This is a genomic window from Cupriavidus sp. F041 (assembly GCF_057814235.1).
Genome location: NZ_JBVASY010000004.1, coordinates 73,279 through 86,358 on the forward strand (window position 1 = coordinate 73,279; position 13,080 = coordinate 86,358).

Here is a 13,080-nt window from a genome sequence, read left to right on the forward strand (position 1 = left end):
GCTCGGCGAGCCGATGCGGAGGAGGGTGTACGCACCCGCCGCCGCCGGGTCGGCGCACGCCGGTACCCATGAATTGAGGAGATAGCATGAGGCGAGTTTCTGTCGACATCGGTGGGACGTTCACCGATTGTTTCGTAGTCTGGGATGGCGAGTACATTGAAGCCAAGGCCCTGACCACCCATCACAATCTGGCGTTGGGATTCAACGAGGCGCTGGGCAAGGCCTGCAACGTGCTGGATCTGCAATTGGAGCAGATTCTGTCGCAGGTCGACTCGGTACGCTACGCCACCACGCTGGGCACGAATGCGCTGATCGAGCATAAGGGCCCAAAGATCGGAATGCTGGTGACGGCCGGCTTTGAAGCCACGGTGCCCCTTAGCCGGGCACGCGGCTATGGCGAAGGTTTGGATAACCTCGGCCAACAGGACATGCCCAACGCGCAGCGTCCGGACCCGCTGGTGCTGCCGCATATGATCTGCGGTGTGCGCGAACGGGTAGATTTTCAGGGCAAGCTGGTGATGCCGCTGGACGAAGACGATGTACGCACGCAGATCCGCTTGCTGGTGGACAGGGGTGCCGAGATCATCGTTGTCGCCCTGGTCAATGCGGTGGTGAGCCCGACACACGAGCAGCGTATCGAGGAAATCTTGCTGGAGGAATACCCATCGCACCTGCTAGGCGCGATCCCTGTGATCTTGTCGCATCAGGTGGCGGGACGCAAGGGTGAGTACGTGCGCGCCACCTCGGCAATTGTCGATGGCTACCTGCACTCGACGATGTACCACGCGTTGTCGGCGTTGGAGCAGAACCTGCGCGCGCACCGCTACGAGAAGCCGATGCTGGTGATCCACAATTCCGGCGGTATGGCGCAGTTGAACTCGACCGATGCGCTGCAGACCATCCACTCCGGCCCCGTCTCTGGCATAGGCGCGTCCGAGCACCTTGCGATGCAGGCCGGTCTGGGCAACGTCGTGGCCACCGACATGGGCGGCACGAGCTACGACATCGGCATCGTCGTTGACGGCGGCATCAAGCACTACGACTTCAACCCGGTGATCGACCGTTGGCTGGTGTCGGTGCCCATGGTGCACCTGGTGACGCTGGGCGCCGGCGGTGGCTCGATTGCCAGCTATGACCGCATGTACAACACAGTCAAGTGTGGTCCGGAATCGGCTGGCTCCGACCCCGGTCCCGCTTGCTATGATCGCGGCGGCATGCGGCCGACGGTGACGGACGCAGACCTTGTGTTGGGCTATCTGGACCCGAAGAACTACGCAGGCGGATCGATCCCGCTAAACCCGCGCCGCGCCAAGGCGGCAATCGAAGACACGCTCTGTGACGACCTCGACTGCTCGGTCATCGAAGCGGCGCTGTTAGTCCGTGAGAAGGTGGACGATAACATGGCAAACGGGTTGTTTACCGAGTTGCGCGCACGTGGCTACAACCCGAAAGACTTCACGATGCTGGCCTACGGCGGCAATGGCCCTCTGCACTGCTGCGGCATTGCACAGAATCTGGCTATCGACAAGATCCTGGCGCCGCCGCTCAGTTCAGTGTTCTCGGCGGTGGGCGCCGGCAATATGCATCAACTGCATATCCACGAGCAGTCGCTGTACATGGTCTTGTACGACTCAAACACCCGTCACCTGTTCGATGACTACGACCGCTTCAACAGCATCGTCACCGAGTTAAAGGAATTAGGCACGCAGGACTTGCTACGCCAAGGCGCTTCGCGCGAGGATATTTGCCACAACCTGGAACTGGACATGCGATATGGCAATCAGCTGGTGCAGACCACGGCGGTGATTCCCAATCATGAGGTGCATGGTCCTGGCGACGTGCTGGCACTGATTTCGCAGTTCTCAAATGATTATGGCAAGCGCTTCGGCGAGGGTTCGCAGGCACCCGAGGCGGGCATTCGCATCAACACCATCCGCGTGGCGGCCTTCGTACGGCATGAAACGGTGCAATTCGAGGACATCAAACCACTACCTCCCGAGCAGCGCATGGTGCCGCCGCCTCCGGGTAGCTCGCGAAAGTGCTACTTCGTGGGCCATCAGGGTTCGCTAGACACCCCGGTGTGGAACCGCGCCGACATCAAGCCGGGTGTGCAGATCTCGGGGCCGGCCGTTGTCGCTTCCGAGGTGACTACCTTCTTGGTCAACCCGGGATGGAACTTCGTCGCAGCGCGCCAGGGCGCCTCCTGGTTTCTGCGTGCCTGAGCGCGGCCGCAACGTCATCCAACACTCACAATTGCAGGACTGAACATGAGCGAACTTAATGTGCCGGTCAAGGCAAAGACGCCCAGCGCCGAGGAAGTGGCGCTGATCAAGAAATTTCTCAACGACACAACGCTGTTCCTCGGACCCGACCCCGAGATTATGCAGAACCACGACCTAATGCCGCGCACGGCGGACGAGGACGTAGCCATCCACCAGGTCAGCGACGCCCACACTGTCGCCAAGATCCGCGACCGCATCCAGGCTGGCTGCGACGAGGGCTACGAGATGGTCGAGCAGATGGGCGCAGCACCCGGCGCCAAGTGGGGCGACGTGATCACCGGTGTGTATTCCGCCTCGGGCGATCTGGCGATTGCCAGTGCGGGCGGGGTGCTGATCTTCTCGGCGCTGGTGCACCATCCGATCAAGTTCATCGTCAAGAACTGGATGAACGACCCGACTGTGGGCGTGCGCGAGGGCGACGGATTCATCCACAACGACTCACGCTACGGAAACGTCCACAATACCGACCAGAGTATGATCCTGCCCATCTTCCACGAAGGGAAGCTGGTATGCTGGGTCGCGTCCACGGTGCATGAGGGTGAGAACGGCGCCATTGAGCCCGGCGGCATGCCCTCGATGGCCGAGAGCCCTTGCGACGAGGGGCTCAAGATGTCGCCCTTTAAGGTGGTTGAAAACTATCAGATCAAGCGCGACATCCTGACCTTCCTGCAGAACTCTGTGCGCGAGCCCAAGCTGCAGTACGAGGATATGAAAGTCAAGCTCTTTGCCTGCCTGCGCATTAAGCAGCGCCTCGAGGAGACATTGAATACCGATGGCCCGCAGGCTCTGGTTTCAACGCTGCGCCTGACAATGGAGAATGTCCGTGCCGAGGTCAAGCGCCGCATCAGCGAGTGGCCTGACATGACGGTGCGCACCTATATCATCCAGGACTCGACGCTGCGCGAGAACTGCGTGGTGAGAATCAATTGCCAGCTCACCAAAACTGGCGATAGGCTGATCTTCGACTTCCGAGGATCCAGCCCGGAATTCACCAATCGCGCCACCAACACGATCGTCGCCGGGCTCAAGGGCATGCTGGCACAGGTCTTCCTGTGCTATGTCTGGCCGGATCTGCCGCGCGGCCAGGCGGCGTTCGCGCCAATCGAGGTCATCACCGATCCGCATTCGATCGTCAACTGCTCGTATGCAGCGCCGAACTCGCAGAGCCTGATGTCGATCTTTACCGGCTTCACCGCCGGTCAGCATGCGGTGGCCAAGTTCCTCTACAGCTGCCCGGAGAAGTACACCAAGGTTCATGCGCCAACCTTCAACATGATCAACACCTTCATCTGGGGTGGGGTCAGCCAGCACGGCGAGACGCTGGGCAATCTGTGCGCGGACCTGAATGGCATGGGCGCGGGTGCGACGATCGATCGCGACGGCGAGCATGCGTTGGCGCCGATCTTCGCGACCATGGCAGACATCGGTGAGCAGGAATTGAATGAGGAGGAAGTGCCGTTCCTTCAACTTGTCTCGAAAAAGATGACGCGGGACGCCATCGCCCCCGGCAAGTACCGCGGTGGTCAGGGCTACACCATGATGGTAGCCACCAAGGACAGCGATCAGTGGGGCTTCATGACAGTTTGCCAGGGTGCCAAGATCCCGCCCATCCAGGGGCTGTTTGGTGGCTACGCCTGCGGCGCATATCCATTGTGCAAGGTGAAGGACGTCGATGTGTACGACGTGCTGATGAACGAGCCGGAGAAGTTCAAGCACTCGATCGAGGAGCTCATGAACGAGCAGCCGTTCGAGGGCGCAAGCTATACCACCCACCACATGGGCATGGGATTCGAGATCTCCAAGCGAGGAGAGCTTTTCATGATCTCGCAAGGAGCAGGCGCCGGCTATGGCGACCTGCTGGAGCGTGACCCGGCTGGTGTCATCAAGGACATTGAGGATGGCCTGATCTCCCCCGGCGTAGCCGAGCGGCTCTACAAGGTGAAGTTCGACCCGGTGACACTGGCTATCAATCACGAGGCAACTCAGGCCGCGCGCGATGCTGAGCGCAAGGCGCGCATCGCTCGCAGCGTGCCGTTCAAGGAGTTCGTCAAGACGTGGAACCAGCCCAAGCCGCCGTCGCACATGCAGTATTTCGGCTGTTGGGGCGATGACGTGGACACGCTCTACGTTGGCAGCGCAGATAACACTCGCAGCGCAAGGGAGCCCAAGCCTAACTACATGCGCAATCCCAAGGACGTGCGCATCGAGGAGTTGGAAACCCGGCTGGCCGTTGCCGGCGTGCTGAAGGACGCGAAGCAATGAGCACGCCATTCGCCGAGTTGTTGCCGCGCTCGGCGGGCAGTAGCGCGATCCGTGTGTGGCTGAAATCCTCGGCCTACACGAAGCGCCTGCTGCTCGGCGCGGACGATGCGGACCCGTGGGGAAGTGCCGCGGGCTTCCTTGCCTACTTCTCACAAGCACACGGCCTGCTGAAGCCGGACGTGGCGGTTGTCGAGGTCGGTGATCTCTTCGAAGCCTGGAGCAGGCGCGAGGGCGGGCTGGAGGCTCGACTTGGAACCCGTCGCCGGCCGGCGACGGCGCTGCGCAAGCTGCTGGAGCCCGCGGCACCCAAGGCAGTGCTGGCTGAGGTGGTAGAGGCGGTGCTGGCGCACTTGCGTGGTCAGACGCCGCTCGTGTTGGCGATGCCATCGCCGCGCGCGTGGCTGATGCACGCCAACCGGCTGGCCGGTGGCGCCGGCGAAGACATCGACGCCGATTCTGTTGAGGATGCAGCGATGTACGTAGCCGACCTGATCCGTTCGGTTTCGATCTTCCCGATTTCGGGCCTGCTGCTGGAGGAGCAGGCGGATGACAGAGACCTCGGGGCGGACTTTGTCGAGCCTTACCGGTCGGTGATCAACGTTGCGCGGCACTATCGCTGGTCGGTGGCGCTGCGGCTGCCCGTTTTTGCCCAGGTGCCGGCCGAGGCGATGGCCGGGCTCGACGCGGTGATCGCCGAGGGCGGGAGCTATGACGGCTCACTTCCGTTCGGAAGCGATATCAGTGCGGCGTTCGCGGCCGGTCAGGCCATTGCATCACCCCCGACCGGACAGTTCCAATTCGTTGAGATCGCGCCGGGGCTGCGACCCGAGGCGGTGCTTGAGATGTTGGCGCGTCTGCGAGCCCTTTCGGCGTGATGCTGCTCATGCCGTGCCAGTTGTCAACGAAGGCGCCCGCAGGAACCGGGCGACTTCGTCCTGCGAATGCACTCGGGCTGCATCCGCAGGCGTGCCATAGTCGGCGGCATGCTGTCGATTCTGGCGATGACACTGGCGGCAGTCCTGGCCTGAACTGGACAGCCGTTGGTGGATGGGGATGTGCCGGTCTGCCCGACGCTGGCCACGGTCCGATTGATCTATTTGGCGGGGGGCTAATCCCCCTGTCTAAGACGTTACGCCAGCCAAGGATCGTACCTGCAATGACATCCGTTTTTCAGGAGGTTTTTCGATGAATCTCATTTCCGCCACGCCGCCCGTAGCGGGCAAGGTCCCTGTCGATCGCATTCCGGTCAGCCTGCTCACCGGCTTCCTGGGCGCGGGCAAGACCACTTTGCTGAACCACTGGGTCCACCAGCCAGGCATGGCTGGCGTGGCTGTGCTGGTCAACGAGTTCGGCGAGGTCGGCATCGATCATCACCTTGTCGACACCGTCAGCGACCGGATGTTGCTGCTCGACTCGGGCTGCCTATGTTGCAATATGCAGGGCGATCTGGTCGCCGCGCTGAAGAGCCTGTTCATGCGTGTCGCGCGCCGCGAGATTGCGCCGATCACGCGTGTAGTGATCGAGACCACCGGTCTCGCGGACCCGGTGCCGGTGCTCTACACACTGATGGAAGAATCCTTTGTCTGTGCGCGTTATGTGTGCGCTGAGGTGATCACGGCGATCTCGGCGACCCATGGGCTGGAGCAGTTGCACGAATACGCCGAGAGTCGGCGACAGATCATGGCAGCCGACCGGGTGCTGATCACCAAATGCGACCAGGCGTCTACGGCGCAACTGGGTCGGCTTGAGGAGGAGTTGCAGTCGCTAAACCCACAGGCGAGCCGTGTTCAGGTGCGTCACGGTGTTGCCGATCTTGGCGTGTTACTGTCATCCACTGGTGTCTACGGTCGCACCGACCTGGCACCTAGTTTGCAGGCGTGGTTGGGCACCGAGATTGCGCGCCAGAACGAGGCCGCAGGGGGTAGCAGTGGCGGTGAGGTGGCCGGATCAGGACGCTATCTGCCCAAAGCGCACAAGCGCGGACGCCATAGCGCCCATGTTCACAGCTTCGTCATCACTTTCGACCAGCCAGTGCCGTGGTTCGGCTTCGCGGTCTCGATGGGGCAGATCCTGCGCCGGCATGGTGCTGCGTTGCTGCGTGCCAAAGGCTTGATGTGCGTGGCAGGCGATGCGCACCCCCGGGTCGTACAGTGCGTGCAGGACGTGGCCTATCCGCCGGTGCGCTTGCGGGCCTGGCCGCACGAAGGGCCGTTTGAGGATGGTCGCGGGCGGCTAGTCTTCATCGTCCGGAATCTCGCTTCGGCGCAGATTGAGGCGATCCGTGCCACGCTCGCCGACCTGCCCAGTGACATCGCCGCGCTACGCGCAAGTGTCGCCGACTGGGAGCTGCCGACACGCTGCTGGCTCTCGCAGCGCGTGCCAATGATTGCATCTTCGACGGTGCAGCACGACGCATGGCTCATCCAGCCACGGCACTTCCGTACCCTGACCAACGACCGCTGAAGGGAACAGCATGGGTGTATCTATCGAGGACAGTGGACCGTGTCCGGTCCGCAGTTTGGGCGAGGATGAGATGGAGTCGCTGATTATCCAGGTCAAGTGGCAGTCTAAGGGCTGGCGTGCATTTGCCGCCGAGGCCGATGCGGTCTGCATCAGGCAGAGCCGCGCCTGCCGCTCCTCGCTTGGAACAACACTGCGCACCGGTACGTGAAACTGGACTGCGCCTGGCAACTGAAATTGTGGAGGTGAGAGATGACACGTGAAGTGGTGGTGGTGAGCGGCGTCCGGACCGCGATCGGTACCTTTGGCGGCAGCCTGAAGGATCTTTCCCCGACCCAGATGGGCGCCATGGTCGTGCGCGAGGCACTGGCCCGCGCGCAGGTCAGCGGCGACGACGTAGGCCACGTGGTGTTCGGCAACGTCATCCAAACCGAGCCCAGGGACATGTACCTGGGCCGCGTGGCGGCAGTGGAGGGCGGCGTCACGATCGACGCGCCGGCACTGACCGTCAACCGCCTGTGCGGCTCGGGCCTACAGGCCATTGTCAGCGCGGCGCAGACCATTATGTTGGGCGATACCGATGTGGCCATCGGCGGCGGGGCGGAGAGCATGAGCCGTGCTCCCTACCTGGCGCAATCGGCCCGCTGGGGCGCGCGCATGGGCGACGCCAAGATGCTCGACATGATGCTGGGCGCGCTCCACGATCCCTTCCACGGGATCCACATGGGCGTCACCGCCGAGAACGTGGCCAAGGAATACGACATCAGCCGCGGCCAGCAGGACGAGGCCGCGCTGGAGTCCCATCGCCGCGCCTCGGCAGCCATCCGTGCCGGCCACTTCAAGGACCAGATCCTGCCGGTCACGCTGAAGGGCCGCAAGGGCGACGTCACCTTCGACACCGACGAGCACGTGCGCCACGACGCGGTCCTGGAAGACATGACCAAGCTCAAGCCGGTCTTCGTGAAGGAAAACGGCACAGTCACCGCGGGCAACGCCTCGGGCCTGAACGACGCCGCTGCCGCCGTGGTGCTGATGGAGCGTGCCGAGGCCGAGAAGCGCGGCCTCAAGCCGCTGGCCCGCCTGGTTTCCTACGCCCATGCCGGCGTCGATCCCAAGAGCATGGGCATCGGCCCCGTGCCGGCCACGAAGAAGGCGCTGGAGCGTGCCGGTCTGACCGTGGCGGACCTCGACGTGATCGAAGCCAACGAAGCCTTTGCCGCGCAAGCCTGCGCTGTTACCAAGGCGCTCGGGCTGGATCCGGCCAAGGTCAATCCGAACGGTTCGGGCATCTCACTGGGCCACCCGATCGGCGCCACCGGCGCGCTGATCACCGTCAAGGCGCTGTACGAGCTGCAACGGGTGCAAGGCCGCTATGCGCTGGTGACCATGTGCATCGGGGGCGGGCAGGGTATTGCTGCTATTTTTGAGCGGGAACAGGCGCCGAGCCTGTGGTCGACTGCGTGATTGGCCTGCGCATGCTGAGGAGCGGGCACATGCGCGGGGCGATGGCGGGAGCCAATGCCTTGCTGCAGGTGAGATGTGCTGTTCTCAACCGCCAAGACATACGCTATTTGAAGTGTTGGTAGCCGCCTGACAGGCGATTCGATGGATATACGCCTGCTACCCCCGCGTCATAGTAGGTGCCCCCGGACTTGGCGACGCCATGGGAGCTATCCCGCGGTACTACACACGCTTGCGCCGTGATCGTTTGTTCTTGACGCCCGGCATTGTCTTGCCACCGCCGGTGCCCTATTGCTGATTGGGTGCGACGATGCCATATCGCCCCATCTGGCGATAGACGGTTGCGCGCGCGATGCCCAGGTCCAGGGCGACCTGGGTGATTCGCCATTTGTGCCGGCGCAAGGCCGCGAGCAGGATTTCACGCTCGTTGCCGGGCGCTGGATGCGCGGCTGCCGGGGCGGCATCCGCCTGGCATTCCAGGGCGCCCTCGAGGATTTCGGGCGGCAGCGTGTCGGTGTCGACGTAACCGTTGTCGCTCATGGCCAGCGCGAAGCGCAGCACATTGCGCAACTGCCGAACGTTGCCATGCCAGGAGTAGGCGCGCAGCAGGGCCAGCGCCGCGGGTGCCAGTTCGGCACGCATATCGAGCTGCCGCCCTTCTTCCTCCAGGATGCGCGCGATCAGGTAAGCCATATCGCGCCGCTCGCGTAGTGGCGGCAGGTGCAGGGTGGCACCGCACAGGCGGTAGTAGAGATCCTCGCGGAAGCACTGCTCGGCGATCAGCTGGCGCAGGTCACGGTGCGAGGCGGCAACCACTCGCAGGTCGACCGGGATCGGCTTGTCCGCGCCCAGCGGCATCACCTCGCGTTCGGACAGCACGCGCAGCAGCCGGCTCTGCAGGTGCAGCGGCATATCGCCGATTTCGTCGAGGAACAACGTACCGCCATCGGATTGCGCAATCAGGCCACGCATTCCCTTGTTGCGCGCGCCGGTGAAGGTGCCGGGCGTGTAGCCGAATAGCTCGCTTTCGATCAGCGATTCGGGAATGGCAGCGCAATTGACTGCCACGAAAGCCTTGCCGCGGCGCTCGCTGGCGGCGTGCAGGGCCTTGGCCAGGACTTCCTTGCCGGTGCCGGTTTCGCCATGCACCAGGATATTGAGCGGCTTGTTGGCAAGCCGCCTGGCCTGCAGGATCAGCCGCTGCATCTGTGGATCGTCGGCGCCGAGCGCGTCCAGCTCAGCACTGGCCTCGGCGCTTGGCAGCGTGGACTGGGCGCTACGCATGGAAGGGCGGCTGGGGGCGCCGCGCGGAGCGATCGCTGTGGCGTAGTAAAGGCCATGGTCATGGGTACGGACGGCGGTGCGCTCGGACGACATGCCGGCCCGGGCGATGCGCCACAGCTCGCTCATGTTCTCGCGGAAGACTTCAGTCAGCAGGTGGCCGCGCAAATCCTGGGGCACATCGCGGCCCTCGATATCCTCGCCGGCCGCGGCCAGCCGCAGCCGGCGCCGGCCGCCGCTGTTGATGCCGCGGATCACGCCATCGGCGTCGAACGCGACCATGATCTCGCTGTCCACATCGAGCAGGGACCAGGTTGAACCCAGCCGGAGGATCCACTGATCGCGGAAATAGCGCAGGAAGTTGGCATCCTCGATCATCTGCGCATACATGGTGGTCATCTGCAGCGCCAGATGCTGACCTTCGCGCGGCGCCGGGGCGCTCAGCGCGGAGACGTCAAGCACGCCCAGGAAGCAGCCGGTGGGGTCGAACAGTGGTGCGCTGTTGCAGGTGAGCGTGATGTGGGATACATCGAAGTGGTCGGTCTGGTGGCAGGTCACCGGGGCCTGTTCGACGATACAGGTGCCAACCGCGCAAGTGCCGGCGCGTGGCTCGCTCCAGTCCGCGCCGAGGTAGAGGCCGGCGCGCTTGAGTTCGTGGTCCCAATGGTCGTTGCCGATGAAGTCTACCGTGACGCCGTGCGCGTCGGTCAGCAGCAGCACGCAGTCAAGGCCGCACACGCGCTTGTAGAGCTGCTCCATGCCGGTACGCGCCACGCCGAGGAAGTCTTCGATCTGGTCCTTGTGTTCGCGCAGGCGGTGCGCTTCCACGATATGGGCGGGCACCGGCCGGCTAGGGTCGAGGCCATAGTCGTTCAGGCAGCGCAGCCACGAACGCTCGATCGCGCTGCCGGCCGTGCCGGGCTGCTGCGAAAACGCGAGCAGACGCTCAATATGTGCCCGATGTGCTTTTTGCAGCACGATTGTCTCCTTGGCCGGTTGATGTGGGGGCTGGCTGGGGCAAGCTTAATGCCGACGCACCGCCTGTGCAACGCTAGTCCATTTGGCCTCCCGCCACAATGCGGCGAGCGGCCTGCCACCCGGCTCAGAGTTCGCGCCGTTGCAGCGCGCCGGCGATGTACTCGGCCTGGCGTATCGCCAGCGCCACGATGGTCAAGGTGGGATTGGCCGCCGAGCTGGAGGCGAACTGGCTGCCGTCCGAGACGAACAGGTTGGGGATGTCGTGGCTCTGGCCCCAGCGGTTGACCACGCCGTCGCTTGCCTTGGCGCTCATGCGGTTGGTGCCCATATTATGGCTGGCGGGATAGGGCGGCATGTCGATCACGCGGGTGGCACCGACCGCTTCCGACATCTTGCGGAACTGAGCCAGCCCATGGACTCGCATGGCGGCATCGTTGGGGTGGTCGGTCTTGCTCACGATGGGTACCGGCAGGCCGTACTGGTCTTTTTCCGTAGCGTGCAGGGTGATGCTATTGCGTTCCTGCGCCAGGTCTTCGCCGCAGACCCAGACGCAACTCATATGGTCGTACATTTCCAGCGCCGAGGTGACATCGCGGCCCCAGCCGCCCGGCTTCATGAAGGCTGCGGTGAAGGGCAGCCCGAGCGAGAGTCCTTCCAGGTGATAGCCGCCGTAAAAACCGCGCTTGATATTGAGGTTGGCCTCGTCCGAGACTACCGCCGCCAGCGCGGTGCCGCGGTACATGTAGACCGGCTTGCGGTGGATCGCCACTGCTGCGGCGGTTGTGTGGTTGAGGTAATTGCGGCCGACCTGTCCGGAGGAATTTGCCAGGCCCTGCGGGAACTTGCTGCTGGCCGAGTTCAGCAGCAGGCGCGGCGATTCGATCGAATTGCCGGCCACGCAGACGATGCGCGCGCGCTGGAACTGGCGCCGGCCGCGATCGTCAACATAGAGCACGCCGGTGACCTTGCCGGCGGCGTCGTGCTCGATCCGCAGCGCCATGGACTGCGGCCGCAACTCTGCCTTGCCGGTGGCCACGGCGCGCGGCACTTCCGTGTAGAGGGTGGACCATTTCGCGCCGATCTTGCATCCCTGCATGCAAAAGCCGATCTGCATGCAGCCCGGGCGGCCGTCGTAGGCCTGCGAATTGATCGCCATCGGGCGCACGATCTCCTTGTAGCCGATTTTGCGCGCGCCGGCCGCCAGCACCTTGTAGTGGTTGTTCTCGGGCAGCGCAGGCAGGCCGGAGGCCGCGGTGGTGGCCACTCCCATCTTTTTCTCGGCGCGCGCATAGAACGGCGCCAGTTCGTCGTAGGTGATGGGCCAGTCGATCAGGTTGGCGTCCTTGACCGCGCCGTAGACGCTACGGTTGCGGAAATCGTGCGGCATGAAACGCAGGGCCAGGCCGGCCCAGTGCACCGTGGAGCCGCCCACGCCCTTGACGATCCAGGCCGGCAGGTTAGGGTAAGTCTTGGTGTGATGCCAGCCGCCGGCCGAGATGCGCTTGTCCAGCCAGGAGATCTTGTTGAACATCGCCCACTCGTCATTCTCGATATCGGCTTGCGTATAGTGCTTGCCCGCTTCGAGAATCACGCTGCGCACGCCGCGCTGGGCCAGTTCGTTGGCGAGCGTGCCGCCGCCCGCGCCGGAACCGATGATGACGACCACGCCGTCGTCCTTGAGGTTGAACTTCGTTGCCATGCTTATCTCCGTGCGCCGCTCCGGGGGGGGGCAGTGGCCCGGGCGGCCTCTTGTCAGGGGGAATGCCGATGCCGGCGGCTCAGAGCCAGTCGATATCGTTGAAGCCGCGTTGCAGGTAGCCACCTTTCTCCCAGGACGAACCCTCGTAGCCCAGGAGGGGCCAAACGACCTTGTTGTTGTAGAGGCCCGTGACTAGCTCGCCCCGCACTTTCTGGAAGAAGGGCGTGGCCTCGATGGCCTGCAGCAGCGCTACGCGTTCGGACTCCTTTGCGAGCTTGGAGTAGGGGCTGCCGGAGCGCTCGCGCGCCGCCGCATCCAGCGCGGCAACACCTTGCTGTAGCAGGGTACGGGTGGCCTTGTCGATGGTGGCGGCCTTTTCCAGCGGAGCGATGGCGTCGACGTAGTAGCGGTCGGACAGCTTGTCGTGCGGAAAGATATCGCGCGACATGGCAACCAGCGTGCTCGCGTTGGCCGGGCCGATGGCATGGAACGAGGCGGTCATGGCGTCGCGCGGCGGCTGGGCCAGCGCCATCGGCGCCACCACGGTGACGCCGATGGCGGCGAGACCGCCGCCGCGCAGGAAGCCGCGGCGCGTCACGGTGGGTTGCCTGGGCAGGATGCGCATGGTGGCGCCGGCAGGCTGTGAGGATGTCATCT

At 63.9% G+C, this 13,080-nt stretch carries 9 protein-coding genes; 6 read left to right on the top strand and 3 right to left on the bottom strand.

Annotated features, from left to right (window positions below; translation table 11 throughout):
- Window positions 1-86 precede the first annotated feature (86 nt).
- The 6 genes from ACZY0R_RS41560 (at window position 87) to bktB (ending at window position 8,468) form a co-directional block, all read left to right on the top strand.
- Window positions 87-2,222, top strand: coding sequence for a hydantoinase/oxoprolinase family protein (locus ACZY0R_RS41560; RefSeq protein WP_488867456.1), 2,136 nt, complete (start codon window positions 87-89; stop codon window positions 2,220-2,222).
- Between the two features lie 45 nt (window positions 2,223-2,267).
- Window positions 2,268-4,544 carry a hydantoinase B/oxoprolinase family protein gene (locus ACZY0R_RS41565; RefSeq protein WP_488867458.1) on the top strand — a complete coding sequence of 759 codons (2,277 nt, stop codon included), beginning with the start codon at window positions 2,268-2,270 and terminating at the stop codon, window positions 4,542-4,544.
- A complete protein-coding gene (locus tag ACZY0R_RS41570; protein WP_488867460.1) occupies window positions 4,541-5,419 on the top strand; it encodes a hypothetical protein in 879 nt (292 codons plus the stop codon). The genes ACZY0R_RS41565 and ACZY0R_RS41570 overlap by 4 nt, the downstream gene beginning before the upstream one ends.
- Before the next feature lie 310 nt (window positions 5,420-5,729).
- Window positions 5,730-7,007, top strand: a complete 1,278-nt coding sequence (locus ACZY0R_RS41575) for a CobW family GTP-binding protein (RefSeq protein ID WP_488867462.1) — start codon at window positions 5,730-5,732, stop codon at window positions 7,005-7,007.
- Between the two features lie 70 nt (window positions 7,008-7,077).
- Window positions 7,078-7,215 carry a hypothetical protein gene (locus ACZY0R_RS41580; RefSeq protein WP_488867464.1) on the top strand — a complete coding sequence of 46 codons (138 nt, stop codon included), beginning with the start codon at window positions 7,078-7,080 and terminating at the stop codon, window positions 7,213-7,215.
- A 41-nt stretch (window positions 7,216-7,256) separates the two neighbouring features.
- Entirely contained in the window at window positions 7,257-8,468 is a 1,212-nt protein-coding gene (gene bktB / locus ACZY0R_RS41585; protein WP_488867466.1) for a beta-ketothiolase BktB, read from the top strand.
- Between the two features lie 285 nt (window positions 8,469-8,753).
- On the opposite strand, the gene ACZY0R_RS41590 is transcribed toward bktB, so the two are convergent.
- The 3 genes from ACZY0R_RS41590 to ACZY0R_RS41600 all read right to left on the bottom strand — a co-directional run bounded on the left by ACZY0R_RS41590 (window position 8,754) and on the right by ACZY0R_RS41600 (window position 13,078).
- Window positions 8,754-10,724 carry a sigma-54-dependent Fis family transcriptional regulator gene (locus ACZY0R_RS41590; protein WP_488867468.1) on the bottom strand — a complete coding sequence of 657 codons (1,971 nt, stop codon included), beginning with the start codon at window positions 10,722-10,724 and terminating at the stop codon, window positions 8,754-8,756.
- Between the two features lie 124 nt (window positions 10,725-10,848).
- Complete coding sequence (locus ACZY0R_RS41595; RefSeq protein ID WP_488867470.1) at window positions 10,849-12,423, bottom strand: GMC family oxidoreductase; 1,575 nt, start codon at window positions 12,421-12,423, stop codon at window positions 10,849-10,851.
- A 79-nt stretch (window positions 12,424-12,502) separates the two neighbouring features.
- Complete coding sequence (locus ACZY0R_RS41600; protein WP_488867472.1) at window positions 12,503-13,078, bottom strand: gluconate 2-dehydrogenase subunit 3 family protein; 576 nt, start codon at window positions 13,076-13,078, stop codon at window positions 12,503-12,505.
- Window positions 13,079-13,080 lie beyond the last annotated feature (2 nt).

Coding starts and splice junctions, on each gene's coding strand:
- ACZY0R_RS41570 (WP_488867460.1), top strand. CDS start 4,541: ATGAGCACGCCATTCGCCGAGTTGTTGCCGCGCTCGGCGGGCAGTAGC.
- ACZY0R_RS41560 (WP_488867456.1), top strand. CDS start 87: ATGAGGCGAGTTTCTGTCGACATCGGTGGGACGTTCACCGATTGTTTC.
- ACZY0R_RS41575 (WP_488867462.1), top strand. CDS start 5,730: ATGAATCTCATTTCCGCCACGCCGCCCGTAGCGGGCAAGGTCCCTGTC.
- ACZY0R_RS41595 (WP_488867470.1), bottom strand. CDS start 12,423: ATGGCAACGAAGTTCAACCTCAAGGACGACGGCGTGGTCGTCATCATC.
- ACZY0R_RS41565 (WP_488867458.1), top strand. CDS start 2,268: ATGAGCGAACTTAATGTGCCGGTCAAGGCAAAGACGCCCAGCGCCGAG.
- ACZY0R_RS41600 (WP_488867472.1), bottom strand. CDS start 13,078: ATGACATCCTCACAGCCTGCCGGCGCCACCATGCGCATCCTGCCCAGG.
- bktB (WP_488867466.1), top strand. CDS start 7,257: ATGACACGTGAAGTGGTGGTGGTGAGCGGCGTCCGGACCGCGATCGGT.
- ACZY0R_RS41580 (WP_488867464.1), top strand. CDS start 7,078: ATGGAGTCGCTGATTATCCAGGTCAAGTGGCAGTCTAAGGGCTGGCGT.